The sequence below is a fragment of the Spirillospora sp. NPDC127506 genome (assembly GCF_040302145.1).
In the GTDB taxonomy this organism is placed as follows: domain Bacteria; phylum Actinomycetota; class Actinomycetes; order Streptosporangiales; family Streptosporangiaceae; genus Spirillospora.
Genome location: NZ_JBEORG010000020.1, coordinates 37,582 through 54,960, shown reverse-complemented (window position 1 = coordinate 54,960; position 17,379 = coordinate 37,582). Strand labels below are relative to the sequence as shown.

The 17,379-nt window shown below is 75.1% G+C and carries 14 protein-coding genes; 7 read left to right on the top strand and 7 right to left on the bottom strand.

Going from position 1 to position 17,379, the window contains the following annotated elements; genetic code table 11:
• The first annotated feature begins 19 nt into the window (after positions 1-19).
• Entirely contained in the window at positions 20-1,138 is a 1,119-nt protein-coding gene (locus ABTW95_RS19980; protein ID WP_396445066.1) for a SpoIIE family protein phosphatase, read from the top strand.
• Between the two features lie 15 nt (positions 1,139-1,153).
• On the opposite strand, the gene ABTW95_RS19975 is transcribed toward ABTW95_RS19980, so the two are convergent.
• Positions 1,154-2,449: a serine/threonine-protein kinase gene (locus ABTW95_RS19975; protein ID WP_396445065.1), complete on the bottom strand. Its 1,296-nt coding sequence runs from the start codon at positions 2,447-2,449 to the stop codon at positions 1,154-1,156.
• 379 nt (positions 2,450-2,828) lie between these two features.
• Between ABTW95_RS19975 and ABTW95_RS19970 the strand changes: the two genes are divergently transcribed.
• Entirely contained in the window at positions 2,829-4,193 is a 1,365-nt protein-coding gene (locus tag ABTW95_RS19970) for a sensor histidine kinase (RefSeq protein ID WP_500227058.1), read from the top strand.
• Positions 4,194-4,207: 14 nt separating this feature from the next.
• On the opposite strand, the gene ABTW95_RS19965 is transcribed toward ABTW95_RS19970, so the two are convergent.
• Positions 4,208-5,629 (bottom strand): amidase, encoded by a 1,422-nt coding sequence (locus ABTW95_RS19965; protein WP_500227057.1) that lies wholly within the window; start codon positions 5,627-5,629, stop codon positions 4,208-4,210.
• Between the two features lie 102 nt (positions 5,630-5,731).
• Here ABTW95_RS19965 and ABTW95_RS19960 point away from each other — a divergent pair, with 102 nt between their 5' ends.
• The 4 genes from ABTW95_RS19960 (at position 5,732) to ABTW95_RS19945 (ending at position 9,721) form a co-directional block, all read left to right on the top strand.
• On the top strand, positions 5,732-7,198 hold the full coding sequence (locus ABTW95_RS19960; RefSeq protein WP_500227056.1) for a carboxyl transferase domain-containing protein: 1,467 nt from the start codon (positions 5,732-5,734) through the stop codon (positions 7,196-7,198).
• Positions 7,195-7,812 carry a class I SAM-dependent DNA methyltransferase gene (locus ABTW95_RS19955; RefSeq protein ID WP_500227055.1) on the top strand — a complete coding sequence of 206 codons (618 nt, stop codon included), beginning with the start codon at positions 7,195-7,197 and terminating at the stop codon, positions 7,810-7,812. The genes ABTW95_RS19960 and ABTW95_RS19955 overlap by 4 nt, the downstream gene beginning before the upstream one ends.
• A 181-nt stretch (positions 7,813-7,993) precedes the next feature.
• Entirely contained in the window at positions 7,994-8,641 is a 648-nt protein-coding gene (locus ABTW95_RS19950) for a hypothetical protein (protein ID WP_500227054.1), read from the top strand.
• A gap of 39 nt (positions 8,642-8,680) precedes the next feature.
• Entirely contained in the window at positions 8,681-9,721 is a 1,041-nt protein-coding gene (locus tag ABTW95_RS19945; protein ID WP_396445059.1) for an alpha/beta hydrolase, read from the top strand.
• Positions 9,722-9,727: 6 nt separating this feature from the next.
• Here the strand turns inward: ABTW95_RS19945 and ABTW95_RS19940 are convergent, their stop codons facing one another.
• Both ABTW95_RS19940 and ABTW95_RS19935 read right to left on the bottom strand, forming a co-directional pair.
• Positions 9,728-11,155, bottom strand: coding sequence for an aldehyde dehydrogenase family protein (locus ABTW95_RS19940; RefSeq protein ID WP_396445058.1), 1,428 nt, complete (start codon positions 11,153-11,155; stop codon positions 9,728-9,730).
• Between the two features lie 5 nt (positions 11,156-11,160).
• Positions 11,161-12,624, bottom strand: coding sequence for a PucR family transcriptional regulator ligand-binding domain-containing protein (locus ABTW95_RS19935; protein WP_500227053.1), 1,464 nt, complete (start codon positions 12,622-12,624; stop codon positions 11,161-11,163).
• A 91-nt stretch (positions 12,625-12,715) separates the two neighbouring features.
• Here ABTW95_RS19935 and gabT point away from each other — a divergent pair, with 91 nt between their 5' ends.
• Positions 12,716-14,065 (top strand): 4-aminobutyrate--2-oxoglutarate transaminase, encoded by a 1,350-nt coding sequence (gene gabT, locus ABTW95_RS19930; protein ID WP_500227052.1) that lies wholly within the window; start codon positions 12,716-12,718, stop codon positions 14,063-14,065.
• A 46-nt stretch (positions 14,066-14,111) separates the two neighbouring features.
• Here the strand turns inward: gabT and ABTW95_RS19925 are convergent, their stop codons facing one another.
• The 3 genes from ABTW95_RS19925 to ABTW95_RS19915 all read right to left on the bottom strand — a co-directional run bounded on the left by ABTW95_RS19925 (position 14,112) and on the right by ABTW95_RS19915 (position 17,256).
• Positions 14,112-15,098, bottom strand: coding sequence for an LLM class flavin-dependent oxidoreductase (locus ABTW95_RS19925; RefSeq protein ID WP_500227051.1), 987 nt, complete (start codon positions 15,096-15,098; stop codon positions 14,112-14,114).
• A 69-nt stretch (positions 15,099-15,167) separates the two neighbouring features.
• Complete coding sequence (locus ABTW95_RS19920; protein WP_396445054.1) at positions 15,168-15,461, bottom strand: hypothetical protein; 294 nt, start codon at positions 15,459-15,461, stop codon at positions 15,168-15,170.
• 103 nt (positions 15,462-15,564) lie between these two features.
• A complete protein-coding gene (locus tag ABTW95_RS19915; RefSeq protein ID WP_500227050.1) occupies positions 15,565-17,256 on the bottom strand; it encodes an ExeM/NucH family extracellular endonuclease in 1,692 nt (563 codons plus the stop codon).
• Positions 17,257-17,379: the final 123 nt, after the last annotated feature.

The following is a 17,379-nucleotide window of genomic DNA, read 5'->3' as shown; positions in this document are numbered from 1 at the left end:
TCGATACAGTGCCTGGGTCATGCTTCAACGACTGGTGCAGCTCCTTCCGCCGCGAGTGCGGGCCGTGCTGCGCAGGATCCCCCTGCTCGTGGCGCTGTACCGGTGGGCGAGGCAGGGGAAGCTGACCCGGGAGCGGAACGTCTTCGCGGTGCTCGCGATCCTCGCGATCGCGATCGGGCTCGCCACCACCAGCGACTCGCGCGGCCTGGCCCCGTCCGGCGCGCTCGTGCTGATCGTGCTCGGCGGCGGGCTGCTGCTCAAGGTGCGCAGCCTCGTCGCGCTGCTCGGCGTCGTGGTCGCGATGGCCGCCTACAACGGCTGGCAGGACGCCGCCGCGATCGGCCCCGGCATGATCGCCACGCTGACCATCACCGCGGTGCTCGCGCTGACCCTGGCGAGGACGCGGCAGCAGCTCGGCGTGCAGGGGCTGCGCGGCGACTCGATGCTGCTGGAGCTGCGCGACCGGCTGCGGCGGCAGGGCGAGATGCCGGCGCTGCCGGACGGCTGGGGCTCGCAGGTCGTGATGCTGCAGGCCGGCGGGTCGTCCTTCGGCGGCGACTTCGTGGTGTCGCACTGCGACGGCGACACGCTGGAGGTCGCGCTCGTCGACGTCTCCGGGAAGGGCACCGACGCGGGGACCCGCGCGCTGATGCTGTCGGGCGCGTTCGGCGGGCTTCTTGGATCGGTCCAGGCCGACCGGTTCCTGCCCGCCTGCAACGGCTACCTGCAGCGCCAGCGGTGGGACGAGGGGTTCGTCACCGCCGTGCACGTCGTCGTCGACCTGGCGTCGGGGGAGTACACGGTCGAGTCGGCCGGGCATCCCCCGGCCGTCCAGTTCGACGCGGGCAGCGGGGAGTGGAAGGTCAGCTCCGCCAAGGGCGTGGTGCTCGGCGTGGTGCCCGACCTGAACTGCGTCCCCGAGCGCGGGAAGCTCCGGCCCGGCGACGCCCTCCTGCTCTACACCGACGGGCTGGTGGAGTCCCCCGGCAGCGACCTGGACGCGGGGATCGACCGGCTGCTCGGCGAGGCGGAGCGGCTCGTCCCGCAGGGCTTCGGCCGCGGCGCGCGGGAACTGGTCGAGACGATGGCGGCGGCCCGCGACGACGACTGCGCCCTCGTGCTGATCTGGCGCACCTGACCGTCCGGCGGCGGCTCAGCCGCGCTTGTGCCCGCCCTTGTGCCCGCCGTGCTTCGGGTGCTTGCCGTGCTTCGGCTTGTGTTTCGTGTGCTTCGGCCTGTGCGCCTTCCCCGGCGGGCGCTTGGCCGCGCCCGGCTTGACGGCGCTCGCCCGCTTCGGCGGCGTCGCCGACGCCGTCGGGGACGGCGCGAGCGGCGCGGACGGCGCCGCGGGCGCCGCGCTCCTGCCCTGCGTGAGCCCGGCGATGATGGCGCCGATCAGGACCGTCCCGGCGGCGGCGCCGACGCCCGCCAGCAGCCGCGCCCGGGTGAACGACAGCGCGCCCCCCAGACCGCCCGGCCCGCCCAGACCGCCCGGACCGCCCGGACCGTTCATGTCGGGCGGCGTGAACGCCCGGGTCTCGGTCTCCTCCCAGGCGGGACGGCCGGACGGCGGCGGCGCGGCGGCGCGCCGCGGCCGCGGCGCCGGGTCGGCCTCCGGCCAGCCGCCGACGTGCGGCCGGGACTGCGGCTGCTCGACGAGCGCGAGCAGCAGGTCGCACGCGGTGGGACGGTCGGCGGGGTCCGGGGCGAGCGCGGACCGGACCGCGGGCACCAGCGGCTCCGGCAGCCGGGACAGCTCGGGCTCCCCGGTGCGGAGCGTCGCCGGGTCGCCGCCGATCGGCATCTGGCCCGTCCCCGCGTGGGCGATGAGGCAGCCCCAGGCGAAGATGTCGGCGGCCGGGGTCGCGCGGCCGCCGGTGAGCAGCTCCGGCGCCATCCAGCCGGGCGTGCCGAGTACCTTCCCGGACGCGTCGGTGCCGGCGGCGGCGTCCTGGCCGCTGGCGATGCCGAAGTCGATGACGCGGCAGCCGGACAGCGTGAGCATCACGTTGGCGGGCTTCAGGTCGCGGTGCACGAGCCCCGCGGCGTGGATCGCGGCGAGCGCGGACGCGACGCCGACGGCGACGCCGTGCAGGTCGGCGGGCGGCAGCGGGCCCTCGGCGGCGAGCCGGTCCTGCAGCGAGACGCCGCCGACGTAGTCGGTGACCAGGTAGGGGCGGCCGTCCTCCTCGCCGTGCGCGAGGACCCGCGCGGTGCAGAACGACGCCACCCGGCTCGCGAGGTGCGCCTCGTCCTTGAACCGGCGGCGGTAGACGGGGTCGCCGGCCAGGTGCGGATGGATCGTCTTCACCGCGACGCGGCCCCCGGACACCGGGTCGGCGCCGAGGTAGACCGTCCCCATGCCGCCCGACCCGAGCCGGCCGAGGAGCGTGTGCCCGGCGACCTGGCGCGGGTCGGCCGGTTCGAGCGGCCTGATGTCTCCGTCCATGCGGCGTTCCTGGCTCCCTCGGTTCTCTCCCGTCCGTCCATCCCCGTTCGGCGGCAGATTATGGGCGGGATCTGCAGAGAAGTGCGGAAACGTATTCGTCACGCGGATTTAGCACCGCGGGCATCGGGGCGGTGCATCGTGGAGAGCGTCCGGCGGGACGGCCCGGTCCCCTCCGCGTTCCTCCTCGGCGCGGGGGCCGGCGGCCTCCGGCGGCACCGAGGGCGGTGCCCGTGCGGGCGGCTCCCCTAGGGGTGGGAGGCGCCGTCCGCGCGGGCGCCGGTCCGCGCCTCCGGCGAGGTTTCGCGGACGCCCCACCAGGAACAACCCTCTCTGCGTCTTCCCCCCGGGGCGCCGTGCGCAGAGGGGGAGGATCGCCCGGGTGCGGATCTTCGGGGACTTGCTGTCGCCGTCATGCTGGTCGGTGCGGACCCGCGTGACCGCCGCCGCGACCCTTCTCGTCGGCCTGCTCCTCGTGGTCGGCGTCCTGCTGTTCTACCAGGTCGTCCGGGAGACGGTGTTGAACGGGCTGCACGACCGGGGCGGCCTCGTCATGACCGATCTGGTCACGATCGTCCAGGAGACCGACCCGCGCGGGATACTGCACGTCCAGGACCCCGACTTCACCCTGTTGCAGGTCGTCGACGGGCAGGGCGGCGTGCTGGCGTCGAGCGAGGCGCTGTCCGGGCGCGGGCCGCTGGCCGTGCCCGAGCCGAAGGTGCCGGGCAGGCCGGAGTACCGCACGGTGCGGGTTCCGGGGAAGGCCGACGTCTACCTCGTCTCGGAGAGGGTGAACACCCGCGAGGGCGTCCGGATCCTGTACGCCGGCGCGGCCATCAACGAGTTCACGCGGTACAAGGGCGCCTTCATCAGCCTGCTCGTGGCGATGGCGCTGATCGCGACGGCCGGGGTCGGCTGGATCGTGTCGCTGTCGGTGCGGCGGGCGCTGCGGCCGGTGCGGGTGATGAGCGCCCAGCTGGCGGAGATCACCGGCGGCGAGTCGGACCGCCGGGTCACCGTCCCCGGCCCGAACGACGAGGTGTCCGACCTGGCCGAGTCGGTGAACGTGACGCTGGACCGGCTGGCGGAGGTCCTCGGCCGGCAGCGCGCGTTCGTCGCGGACGTCACGCACGAGCTGCGCAGCCCGCTGACCGGGCTGCGCGCCCAGCTGGAGGTCGCGCTGGAGCATCCGGAGGACGAGGACTGGCCGGCGGTCGCGCGGGCCGCGCTCGGCGACGCCGACCGGCTGCAGGGGATCGTCAGCGACCTGCTCATCCTGGCGAGGCTGGGCGCCGGCGTGCACGTCGACCGGGAGCGCGTCGACCTCGGCGAGCTGGCGCGTGCGGAGGCGAGCCGGCGCGCCCGCCGCGTCCCCGTCGAGGTCGACGCGGCGGCGGGCGTCACGGTGCGGGCCACCCCGCACCATCTGGCGCGGGTGCTGACGAACCTGCTGGACAACGCCGAGCGGCACGCGGCGTCGCGGGTCTGGGTGACGGTGGCGGAGGACGGGCCGGACGCCGTGCTGGAGGTCCGCGACGACGGCTCGGGCATCGCGCCCGAGGACCGCGAGCGCATCTTCTGGCGGTTCCAGCGGCTCCCCGAGGGCCGGGCGCGGGACGCCGCCGGCACCGGGCTCGGCCTGACCATCTCCCGCGACATCGCCCGCGCGCACGGCGGGACGCTCGTCGCCGCGGAGACCGACGAGGGCGCCCGGTTCGTTCTGCGCCTCCCGCTCCACCCGCGCTAGGCGGCGGGTGCGGGCTAGCCCGCGGCGACCGGCGGACGGCGCGCCGCGTGCCGGGTGGCCTGCTCGAACGCGTGCCCGATCTGCAGGACGGCGAGGTCGGCGTGGTGGGGGCCGACGATCTGCAGCCCGATCGGCAGGCCGCCCGAGGTGAACCCGGCCGGGACCGACAGGGCGGGGCACCCGGTCGCCGACACGAGGAAGCAGGAGCGCATCCACTCCAGGTAGTCGTGCATGGGCTGCCCGGCGACCTCGTCCGGGTACTCGGCGCCGGCGTCGAACGGCGGCACCTGGCTGACCGGCAGGAGCAGCGCGTCGTACCGCTCGAAGAACTTCCGGACGCGGTGGAACAGCGCGGTGTGCAGGACCTCGGCCCGCCCGAGGTCGGCGCCGGTGAGGGACCGGCCCGCCTCGATGTTCTCGGCGAGGGACCGCTTGAAGTCGCCGGGGCGCTCGTCCAGCAGGGGGCGGAGGGCGATGTCCCAGTGCCAGGCGCGCAGCGTCCGGAACACTTCGTCGGCGCCGGCCAGGTCGGGGCACGCCTCCTCGACCCCGCAGCCCAGCTCCTCGAACACCTTGACGGCCGGTTCGAGGACACCGGTGACGGCCGGGTCGACCGGGACCGCCCCGCCGAGGTCGGGGGACCAGGCGACGCGCAGCCCGCGCAGGTCGCGGTCGAGCGGCCCGGCGAACACCGAGCCGGGCGTCTCCAGCGCGATGGGGCTGCGCGGGTCGGGACCGGCCAGCACGGACAGCAGCAGCGCCGCGTCCGCGACCTCGCGGGCCATCGGGCCCTGCACGCCGAGCGTCGCCCAGCCCGCCGGCACCGGCCAGGACGGCACCCGCCCGGGGGACGGGCGGAACCCGACGACGTTGCAGAACGAGGCGGGGTTGCGCAGCGACCCGCCCATGTCGCTGCCGTCCGCGAGCGGATGCATCCCGCACGCCAGCGCCGCGGCCGCGCCGCCGCTGCTGCCGCCCGCCGACCGGGAGAGGTCGTAGGGGTTGCGGGTCAGGCCGAAGACCGGGTTGAACGTGTGCGACCCGGCGGCGAACTCCGGCACGTTCGTCTTGCCGAGCGTGACGGCGCCGGCGGCGCGGATCCGTTCGATGACCAGTTCGTCCTCGTCCGGCACGTGGTCGGCGAAGATCGGCGAGCCGGACGTCGTGCGGATGCCCTTCGTGGCGTGCGTGTCCTTGTGCGCGACGGGCAGGCCGTGCAGGGGGCCCGGCGGCTCCCCGGCGGCGAGCCGCTCGTCGGCCTGCCGCGCCTGCTCGGCCGCCTGCTCCGCGACGAGCGTGACGATGGCGTTGACCTGCGGGTTCGTCCGCTCGATCCGGTCGAGATGCGCCTGCAGGACCTCGCGCGCCGACAGCTCGCGGGCGCGGATCCTGCGGGCCAGCTCCCGGGCGGACGCGAAACAGATCTCCTCGGACATGTGCGCTTCCCTTCTGCCGGGTTCCTCCCAGTGTCCACCCCCGGCTGCCGGGAGGGCCCCGCTTGCGGCCATCATGCTGGGAAGACCGAGGGAAGGGGCCGCGTGACGGAACGGGTCGGGGCGCGGGAACTGCTGCGCCGCGTGCTGGACGGCGGCGCCTGGACGTCCTGGGACGAGCCGCCGGCGGAAGAGCCTTCGTCCTCCTACGGCCGGGATCTGGCCGCGGCCCGGGAGCGCAGCGGCTGCGACGAGGCCGTCCTCACCGGCGAGGGGCTGCTGCGGGGCCGCCGCGTCGCGTTCGTCGTGTCGGAGTTCCGCTTCCTCGCCGGCTCGATCGGCCTCGCCACCGCCGACCGGATCGTCGCGGCCGTCGAGCGCGCCACCGCCGAGCGGCTCCCGCTGCTGGCCGCGCCGTGTTCGGGCGGCACGCGCATGCAGGAGGGGACGGCGGCGTTCGTCCAGATGGCCCGGATAACGGCGGCGGTCGCCGCGCACCGCGCCGCCGGGCTGCCGTACCTGGTCTACCTGCGGCACCCCACGACCGGCGGGGTGTTCGCGTCGTGGGGGTCGCTCGGCCACGTGACGGCCGCCGAGCCGGGCGCGCTGATCGGCTTCCTGGGCCCGCGCGTGTACGAGGGCCTCTACGGGGAGCCGTTCCCGCCGGGCGTGCAGGTGGCCGAGAACCTCGCGGCCAAGGGTCTGCTGGACGCCGTGGTCGCCATCGACGACCTCGCCGAGGCCGCGTCGCGGGCGCTGAGCGTCCTGTGCGGGCGGCCGCCCGCGGCGCCGGCGCCCCTGCCTTCGGGGGCGGCGCCCGGCGGGACGGCCTGGGAGTCGATCGAGCGGTCCCGCCGCCGGGACCGTCCGGGCGTCCGCGAGCTGCTCCGGTACGGGGCCGCCGACGTGACCCTGCTGTCGGGCACCGGCCAGGGGGAGGCCGACCCCGGCCTGGAGCTCGCCCTCGCCCGGTTCGGCGCGGCGCCCTGCGTCCTCGTCGGCCAGGACCGCGCCAGCCAGCGCGACGGCCGTCCGCTCGGCCCGGCCGGCCTGCGCGTCGCGCGGCGCGGGATGCGGCTGGCCGCCCAGCTCGGCCTGCCGCTGGTCACCGTGGTCGACACGCCCGGCGCCGTGCTGTCCGCCGAGGCCGAGGAGCGCGGCCTGGCCGGCGAGATCGCCCGCTGCCTCGCCGACCTGATCACGCTGTCCGCGCCGACGCTCTGCCTCCTCCTCGGCGAGGGCACCGGCGGCGCGGCGCTGGCGCTGCTGCCCGCCGACCGCGTCCTGGTGGCCCGGCACGGCTGGCTGTCCCCGCTCCCGCCGGAGGGCGCGTCGGTGATCGTCCACCGGACCCCGTCCCGCGCGGCCGAGATGGCCGCGTCCCAGGGCGTTCGCTCCGCCGACCTGCTCCGCGCCGGCATCGCGGACGCCCTGGTGGACGAGCGTCCGGACGCCGCCGACGAGCCCGAGGCGTTCTGCCGCCGCGCCGCCGCCGCGATCGAGGCCGGCCTGTCCGGCCTCGCGCCGACCGGGCCCGCCGCCCGCCAGGCCCGCTACCGTCGGAGCCCATGACCGATGCCGCCACGCGAGCCGCCTACGACGCCGTCGCCGGGCTCTACGCCGACATGTTCCGCGACCATCTCGACGGCCTGCCCGTCGACCGCGCGCTGATCTCCGCGTTCGCGGACCTCGTGCGGGGCCGCGGACCGGTCGCCGACGTGGGCTGCGGCCCCGGCCAGGTGACCGCGCGCCTGCACGCGCTCGGCCTCGACGCGTCCGGCGTCGACCTGTCGCCCGCCATGATCGCCAGGGCCCGCGCGGACCACCCGCACCTGCGCTTCGCCGAGGGCACCATGAAGGCGCTCGCGTTCCCGGACGCATCCCTGGCCGGCGTCCTGGCCTGGTACTCGATCATCCACCTGGACCCGGCCGAGCTGCCGGACGCCTTCGCCCAGCTCCACCGCGTCCTGGCCCCCGGCGGCCACCTGCTCCTGGCCTTCCAGTCGACCGACGGCGACGTCCCCGACCCGTTCGACCACAAGGTCGTCCGCGCCCACCGCTGGCCGATCGACCACATCGCCGACGTCGCCCGCCGGACCGGCCTGGCCGAAGTCGCCCGCCTCCTGCGCCGCCCGACGGAGACCGAGCACTCCCCGGCCGGCCACCTCCTCCTCCGCAAGGCATAGGCGACGCGCCGCCGCCGCGAGGACTTCGGGGGCGTTGAGCCGATGCTTCCCCTGAGCACGCTGGATTTGAGCCTGCTGGATTCACCCTCGCGGGGGAGGCGGGCGGTGCCCGCGGGGGATTCGGAGGGCGGTGCCCGGGTGTGATCGTGGCGTTCGTACGTGCGCGATGAGGGAGGCAGGCATGACCGTTGGTGCTGTGGCCGCGAGGCCGTTCGGGCGGTTGCGGGGCGGCTGGCGCGTGGCGCATGAGGCGGTCGAGGGGGTGCCGCGGTGGGCGCGGATCGCGGCCTTGGCCGTGCCGTTCACCGTGCTGCCGTCCGGGGTGTGGCGGATCGCGGCGTTCGCCGTCCATCTTCCGATCATCGGGGAGAGCGACCTGGGGTCGGCGGACGCGCAGGGGGACCTGCCGGGCTGGTTCCCCATGGAGATCTACGTCGTGCTGCTGTCGGTCTTCTCGGAGTTGGCCGCCTTCACCGCGGTCGGGTTGATCGCGCGGTGGGGCGAGGTGTTCCCCCGGTGGGTGCCGTGGGTACGGGGCCGGCGGGTGCCGGTCATGGCGGCGGTGATACCCGCGGCGCTGGGTGCGGCGTTCCTCACCGTGTTGTGGACGGTGTCCACCGTCAACGTGCTGGTCTTCAGGGAGACGATCCAGGGGCGGCCGTTGCCGGACGGGTTCCCCATACATTTCGGGAGCTGGGAAGGCGTTCTCGGGGTCGTCGCCTACCTGCCGCTGGTGGCGTGGGGGCCGCTGCTCGGCGCCGTGACCGTGGCGTACTACCGGCGGCGGACGCGGGCGGGCTCCCCCGGCGCGGGACGCGGAGGCAACTGAGGGGTACGGTGTGCGCAACCCGTGGGCTTGGAGGATCACATGGCGTCCTTGGTCGAGCTGGTGCCGCCCTCGGTGGCGGGGCGGATGCTGCGAGGGGTCTTCGCGCTGCCGGAGCCCGTCAAGCGCCTGATCGTCGGGCCGCCGGTGCGCCGGGACGGGCAGGAGCTGTCGGTGGACGCGCAGCTGCTGCTCCTGATGATGCGGCTGGAGGGCGAGCGGAGGCTCGCCGGGGGCACCGTCGAGGACGCGCGCCGCGGGCTCGCCAGGTCGAAGGTGTACCTGACGAAGCGGCCCAGGCGGCCGGTGCGGACGCGGGACGTCGACGCGGGCGGCGTGCCGGCGCGGCTCTACACGCCGCAGGGCCTGCCCGAGGGGTCGCCGCTGCTCGTCTTCTACCACGGCGGCGGCTGGGTCATCGGCGACATCGACACGCACGACACCGTCTGCCGGTATCTGGCGGTGCACGCCGAGGTGCGGGTGCTGACGGTCGAGTACCGGCTCGCCCCCGAGCACCCGTATCCGGCGGCGCCGGACGACGCGCTCGCGGCCTACGCCTACGCGGTCGCGCACGCGGCGGAGCTCGGCGCCGACCCCGCGGCCGTCGCGGTCGGCGGCGACAGCGCGGGCGGCAACCTCGCGGCGGTCGTCGGGCTGCTGGCCGAGCGCACGCCCGACTTCGCGCTGCTGTTCTACCCGGCGACCGACCTGTCCGCCCGGCGGAGGTCGCGGGACCTGTTCGCCGAGGGGTTCTACCTGACCGACGACGACATGACGTGGTTCGGCGACCGCTACTGCCCGGAGGAACGGCGCGCCGAGGTGAAGGCGTCGCCGCTGCTCGCCGGCGACCTCAGCGGGTTCCCGGCGACGTACCTGGTCACGGCGGGCTTCGACCCGCTGCGGGACGAGGGCGAGGAGTTCGCGAAGCGGCTGGAGAAGTCCGGGGTGCGGGTCGCGCTGCGCCGGCAGGAGGACCTCATCCACGGGTTCGCGAACACGTGGTCGCTGGGCGGGCGCTTCCAGGAGGCGCTGTCGGAGGCGGCCGGGGCCCTGCGCACCGGGCTGTACGCAAGGCCCCGCTAGCGGGCGTCAGAGGGGCAGGCCGGTGAGGATCATGACCTTCTCCTCGGTGTAGTCGGCCATCGCCGACCGCAGGCCCTCGCGGCCGACGCCCGAGTCCTTCACGCCGCCGTACGGCATCTGGTCGGCGCGGTAGGACGGGACGTCGCCGATCACGACGCCGCCGACGTCCAGCTCGCGGTGCGCGCGGAACGCGATGTCGAGGCTGCGCGTGAACACGCCCGCCTGCAGCCCGAACTTGGAGTCGTTGACCAGCGCGAACGCCTCGTCGACGCCGTCCACGGGCTGGACGAACATGACCGGCCCGAACACCTCCTCGCGGGACACCTTGGCGTCGGGCGGGACGTCGGCCAGCACCGTGGGCGCGTACGCCGCGCCCTCGCGGGTGCCGCCGGTCAGGACCTTCGCGCCCGCCGCGACGGCCTCGTCCACCCAGGCTTCGACGCGCTCGGCGGCCTCCTGGCTGACGAGCGGGCCGACCTGGGTCTTGTCGTCCCACGGGTCGCCGGTGACGAGGGACGCGACCGTCTCGACCAGCTTCGGGACGAACTCGTCGTGGACGGAGCGGTCGACGTAGACGCGCTGGACGGCGATGCAGCTCTGCCCGGCCTGGTAGTTGGAGAACAGCCCGATCCGCTTGGCGGCCCAGTCGAGGTCGGCGTCCGGCAGCACGACGGCCGCGCCGTTCCCGCCGAGTTCGAGCGTGACGTGCTTGCGCGGCGCCCGGTCGTTGATCGCCCAGCCGACGGGGACCGAGCCGGTGAACGACACGATCGGCAGGCGCGGGTCGTCCACCAGGGCGGACGCGCGGTCGTTCGGCACCGGCAGGATGGAGAACATCCCCGCGGGCAGGTCGGTCTCGGCGAGCAGCTCGCCCAGCAGGAGCGCGGACAGCGGCGTCGCGGGGGCCGGCTTCAGCACGATCGGGGTGCCCGCCGCGATCGCCGGGGCGATCTTGTGCGCGGCGAGGTTCAGCGGGAAGTTGAACGGCGAGATGCCGAGCACCGGGCCCTTCGGCACGCGGGTGATGTAGGCCATCCGGCCCTCGGCGGCCGGGTCGGTGTCGAGCCGCTGCGTGGTGGCGCTGAACCGGCGGGCCTCCTCGGCGGCGAACCGGAACGTGGAGATCGCGCGGGTCACCTCGCCGCGCGCCCACAGCAGCGGCTTGCCGTTCTCCGCGGTGATCAGCCGGGCGATCTCCTCGGCCCGCTCGGCGATCCGCGCGGACACGTGCGCGAGCGCCTCGGCCCGCACGTGCAGGGGCAGCGCCGCGGCCTTCCGGCGGACCGCGTCCGCGGCGGCGACCGCCTCCTCCACCTGCGCGGGCGTCGGGACGGCCGCCGTCCCGACCACGCGGCCGTCGTAGGGATGCGCAACGGTCAGCTCACCGTCGCCGGTCTCGGGCCGGCCGGCCAGCCAGAATGGGGTCACGTTCATACCGTTCACGCTAGTCGCGGCGCGCCCGATTTCGAGTCTCCACGGTGTCCAATCCGGCCGCCCTGATTGGACGCGACGGCGAGCGCGATCCACAGTTCGGCGCGGACGGCCGGGTCGTCGGGGTCGCGCCCCAGGAGTTCCGCGGCCTTGCGCATCCGCGCGCGGAGCGTGTGCCGGTGGACGCCGAGCGCCCGCGCCGCCGCCTCTCCCTGCCCGTTGGCCGCGACGTACGCCCGGACGGTCTCGACCAGGTCCTCCTCGCGGAGCGGTGCGAGAAGCGTGTCGGCGAAGGCGTGCGCGATCCCGGGGTCGAGCAGGCCGAGCACGCCCTGCCCGGGAAGGTCGGTGTAGTGGAGCACGTCCCGGTTCGTCCGCTCGGCGGCGGCGAGCGCCTCCTCCGCCTGCCGCAGCGCGGCCGCCAGGTCGCCGGCCGCCGGAGCGCTCACGCCGATCGGGCCGGTCCCGGCGAGCAGCGCCTCGACCGCGCCGGCCGGCTCGTCCGGGACGATCACCGCGGTGCGCCCGTCCAGCGGAAGCGCGAGGCAGCGCGCCCCGACTGGTTCGGAGTCCAGCGCGTCCAGCACGGCCGCCCCGCCCGCGCAGGCCAGCACGCGGACCGGCCCGTCCGGCACGAGCGGCCCCGCGTCCGGGCGGCCGAGCAGCAGCGCGGCGAGCGAGGCCCGCAGGTCGCGGCCCGTGCGCGGCGTCTCCGTGTGCAGCGTCAGCAACGCGACGGCCGCGCCGACGATCGTGTGCGCGGCGGGCGGGAGCGGCGCGTCCGTCCCGACGGCGAGGAACCCGCGCGGCGGCCCGCCGACCCCGAGCCGCTGCACCGCGATGTGGCCGTCCGGGAGGGCCAGCGAGGCGCTCGCGGCGGGGCGGCGGCGCAGCCGCGCCAGCTCGGGCGCCAGCTCCGCGGCGCGGCCCCGGGCGCTCGCGGGCTCGGCGTGCCGGACGTCCCCGGACGCGTCCAGCAGCAGCGCCCACCCGCCGAGCAGCCGCGCCAGCCGGGCGACGAGGGCGCCGGTGCCGGTGAGCGCGGCGCGGGTCAGCTCCCGCTGGGCCTGGAACGCGCGGGTGACGTCCTCGTACCACTCGGCGGCCAGCATCCGCGACACGGCCTTGCCGATGGCGATGAACGGCGTCGGGCGCGGCACCTCCAGCAGCACGAGCCCCTGGCCGCGCGCCGCCGCGAGCAGCTCGGGCGGGACGTCGTCGTGGATGACGCCCACCGCGAACCCGAGCCCGGCGACGCCGCGCCCCACCAGGCGCGACACGTACGCGGCGGCGTTCGCCGGCGTGAGCCGCATGCCGGTGGTGAGGACGAGCTCGCCGCCCTCCAGGAACGGGGTCGGGTCCTCCAGCTCGCTGACCGCGACCCACACGACGGGCGCGTCCGGCAGCGGGCCGGTGCGCGACCGCAGGCCGAGCTGGGGGAGGGCCGCCACGGCGGCCAGGGTGGGCGGCATCGCAATCCCTGTGCAAAGTGTCCATCTCGCGAGGCGGTTTTCGCCGCCGCGTACGGTTCATCGTAGGCGGCGCCCGGCTTATGTTCAGGCCATGACCAGCCGAGACTCCAGCACTTCCCGCCTGCCGCAGGAACGCCGCGTCGTCACCGAGATCCCCGGGCCGCGCTCCCGGGAGCTGCAAGAACGGCGTACCGCGGCGGTGCCGCCGGGCGTCGGCAGCGTCCTGCCCGTCTACGTGACGGACGCCGACGGCGGCGTGGTCGTCGACGTGGACGGCAACTCGCTGATCGACTTCGGTTCGGGCATCGCGGTCACGAACGTCGGCAACGCGAACCCGCGGGTCGCCGCGCGGGTGAAGGAGCAGGCCGACCGGTTCACGCACACCTGCTTCATGGTGGCGCCGTACGAGTCGTACGTCGCGGTGTGCGAGAACCTCAACCGGATCACGCCCGGCGACCACGAGAAGCGGTCGTTCCTGGTGAACAGCGGCGCGGAGGCGGTGGAGAACGCGGTCAAGATCGCCCGGTACGCGACGGGGCGGCAGGCGGTCGTGGTGTTCGAGCACGGCTACCACGGCCGGACGCTGCTGACCATGACGCTGACGGCGAAGAACATGCCGTACAAGCACGGGTTCGGCCCGTACGCGCCCGAGGTGTACCGGATGCCGCTGGCGTACCCGTTCCGCTGGCCCACCGGCCCGGAGAACTGCGGGCCGGAGGCCGCGGCGCAGGTCATCGGCCGGATCACCAAGGAGATCGGCGCGACGAACGTGGCGGCGCTGCTGATCGAGCCGATCCAGGGCGAGGGCGGGTTCATCGAGCCGGCGCCCGGGTTCCTGCCCGCGCTCGCGGAGTTCGCCCGCGCGAACGGCATCCTGTTCGTCGCCGACGAGGTGCAGACCGGCTTCGCCCGCACCGGCGACATGTTCGCCTGCGAGCACGAGGGCGTCGTCCCCGACCTCGTCGCGACCGCGAAGGGCATCGCGGGCGGGCTGCCGCTGGCCGCCGTCACCGGGCGCGCCGCCATCATGGACAAGGTGCACGGCGGCGGCCTCGGCGGCACCTACGGCGGCAACCCGCTCGCCTGCGCGGCGGCGCTCGCCGTCCTGGAGGAGATCGAGGAGGGCAAGCTCACCGAGCGGGCCCGCCGCATCGGCGAGATCATGCTGCCCCGGCTGCGCGACCTCGCCGGCAGGCACCCGGCGATCGGGGACGTCCGCGGCCGCGGCGCCATGATCGCGATCGAGCTGGTGCGGGAGGGCACCAAGGAGCCCGATCCCGAGCTGACCGCGCGGGTCGCGCGGCGCTGCCACGAGCGCGGCCTGCTCGTCCTGACGACCGGCACGTACGGGAACGTGCTGCGCTTCCTGCCGCCGCTCGTCATCCCCGAGGACCTGCTGAACGAGGGCCTGGACATCCTTGCCGAGGCTTTCGAGGGCTGATCCGCCCGGACCGGGAACCGCCGGCCCCGCGCGGGGCCGGCGGGGTCTAGGCCGGGAAGCTCTCCGGGTAGAGGCCGGCGAGGATCTCGTAGGACCTCAGCCGGTCGGCGTGGTCGAAGACCTGCGTGACGGCCATGACCTCGTCCACCGCGGTGCGCTCGATCAGCGCGTCCAGCTGCTTGCGGACGGTCTCCGGCCCGCCCATCACCTGGTCGGCGAGCCGCGCGTCGATCATCTGCCGCTCCAGCGGCGTGTACGGGTGCGCGGCGGTCTCCTCCGGCGTCGGCAGCGGCCCCGGGCGGCCCTGCCGCAGCCGCAGGAACGCCAGCGCCTGCGGGGCCGCCAGCTCGCGCGCCCGCTCGTCGGAGGCGGCCGCCGTCACCGACACGCCGATCATCGAGTACGGCTCCTCCAGCGCGCCCGGGCGGAACGAGTCGCGGTAGAGCGCCAGCGCGGGCACGGTGTTCTCGGCGCTGAAGTGGTGCGCGAACGCGAACGGCATCCCGAGCAGCCCGGCGAGGCGGGCGCTGTAGCCGCTGGAGCCGAGCAGCCAGATCGGCGGCTCGTTCCCGGCGGCGGGCGTGACCTTGCTGTCCGCGCCGAAGTAGCCGCGCAGCTCGATGACCTGCTCGGGGAAGTCGTCCGCCGACAGCGCGTCCGGGGAGCGGCGCAGCGCCCGCGCCGTCGCCTGGTCGGTGCCCGGCGCGCGGCCGAGGCCGAGGTCGATGCGCCCCGGGTAGAGCGCCTCAAGGGTCCCGAACTGCTCGGCGATCACCATCGGCGCGTGGTTCGGCAGCATGACCCCGCCGGACCCGACCCGCATCCGGGACGTGGCCGCCGCGACCTGCCCGATCAGCACGGCCGTCGCGGAGCTGGCGATGCCGGGCATCGCGTGGTGCTCGGCGAGCCAGTACCGGTGGTAGCCGAGGCGTTCGGCGTGCCGGGCCAGGTCGAGGGTGTTGCGCAGGGCCTGGCCGGACGTGGAGCCGCTGACGACGGGGGCGAGGTCGAGGACGGAGAAGCGCACGCTCATACCCTGTGCCAACCCGCCGGGCGGCGGTCGTCTTCCCGCCGCCGCCCCGGGACCGGCCGCGCCGGGGACTCAGCGCATCAGGAACCAGGCGGCGTTGAACGCGACGACGGCGAGCAGGAGGGGGAGCGTGATGCAGAGCCACGACCAGTTCACGAGCGTGCGCGCCCGCGCCGGGTCCTCGGCGAACCGGGTCTCTGCGCGGGTGTAGAGGAGCGCGGCGACCACGACCAGCGGCAGGAACACGAACGTCGTGAGAAGGCCGAGGACGAAGGCGGCGATCTGCCCCGCCAGGGTGTACGTCCCGTCGGGACCGATGCCGAAGGCGAGCGAGGGGGCGGGTGCCGCGGGGGCGGTTTCGGTCATCTCAGCGCACCGATCTCTAGAAATGTGACCCGGATCATACGCTTCGTGTCCGCCCCGCGCGAGGGGCCGGCCGCCTCTTTCCGGGCGGCCGGCCCGACGGGCGTCAGCGCAGGTTCAGACCCAGCAGGACGGGGTCGTGGTCGGACGAGCGGAACGCGTCCGGCCGGTAGAACTCCGGCGGGTTGAACTCGGTGTTGTAGTCGAGGAACACCGGCTCGTCGCTGTTGATGTGCCAGATCGTCGCGCCGGTCACGCGCCGCGACAGGGACCGTCCGGCGAGGGCGTGGTCCAGTTCGCCCGACTGCCCGTCGAACACGTAGCTGTACCGGTCGGCGGGACGGACGAACCGCCGGGTCTGCGAGACGAGCCCGGCGGCGGTGAGCACCTTCACCGGGTCCTCGGCGGTGTAGGCGTTGAGGTCGCCGACGACGAGGGGGTTGACGACGCCGTCCGCGATCGCCCGGATCGCCTCGGCCTGCTCGACGCGGCGCGCGTTGTAGCAGCCCTGCCCGTCGCCCTGGTCCTCGTCGGGGCCGGTGGCGTCGCCGCAGCCCTTCGACTTGAAGTGGTTCACGATCATCGTGAACGCCGTCCCGCCGGCGGCGGGCCGGAACGTCTGCACCAGCGGCGGCCGGTCGAAGACCGGGTCCTGCGACGAGGTCGCCGCGCCGGCCGGCACGACCTTCGCCGGCTTGTAGATGAGGGCGACGTGGATCTCGTCCGCGCCCGGGTACGGGTGCCGCACCCACGCGTACGTCCCGGCGCCGGTCTCCTGGTTCAGCCGGTCGACGATGGCCTTCACCGCCGTGTCGCCGTTGTTCTCGACCTCCATGAGCCCGACGACGTCGGCGTTCAGGCCCTTGAGCGCGGCGGTCAGCTTGGCGAGCTGGCGCTCCTGCTCCTCCGCGGTGTCGGCGCCGCGCCGGTTCAGCGTCGTGAACCAGTTCAGCGTGTTGAAACTGGCCACGCGCACGTCGCCGCCGACGTGCCGCGGCTTCTTCGGCTGCCGGTTCGTGTTCGCGAAGTGCGCCGTCTCGGTGGGTTCGAGCCGGTACTCGCCGAACCCGTAGTCGAGGACGCCGGTGAGCCCGGCGGCCGAGTCGCCGATCCGCAGGACGCGCGGGTCGGTGTACGGGATCGTGTCCGGGTTCTGGACGTTCGACGCGTCGTCGACGAGCAGCTTGCGCGCGTCGTTGCCCGCCTGCGTGGAGCCGTGCCCGTCGGTCGGCTGGAAGAGCCGGCCCCCGGCGGAGACGGTGACCTCGCCGTACCGTCCGAGCGTGTAGACCTCGGTGGCGGTGAGGCGCTGCCCGAACCGCAGCAGCATGCCCTCGTACCGCTCCAGGGTCGCGCCGCCGCGCAGCGGGAGCCGGACGGGGGTCGGCGCGATCCGCCCCTTCCCGCACACGTCCACGGCCGAGACCGGCGACAGTTCGGTGAGCCCGTTGAACTCGACGGCCTTGCCGGTCACGAGGACCCGGTCGCCGACCGCGACCTCCTCGGTGGAGTAGACGAAGAGCCCGTCGGACGTACGCGGATCACGGTCGGGCGTCGGGTCCTGGACGAAGAAGCCCTTGAGCTGGTCGGGCCGCTGGAAGTCCGCGGTGACGACGCCCTCGACCCGGACGGTCCGCCCGGCCAGGGGGCTCGCCTCCCCGTCGCCCTGGACGTCGGCGATCTGGTGGTCGGCGGGTGTGCCGCAGGTGGGCGGCGGCTCCGCCGCGGCGGCCGGCTGCGCGCCGGCTGCCAGGCCGGCGGTCAGGGCGGTCGCGAGTGCTGCTGCTGTTCGGCGCATGGGCGGAGCGTAGGGCGGGGCGCCGGCGGGCCGGCGAACCATTAATGAAGACTCCACCAATTTGCAACGGATTGTCGTAATTGTGGGCGGCGCCCGGCCCGCCCTTCGCGAAACGGCGCGCGG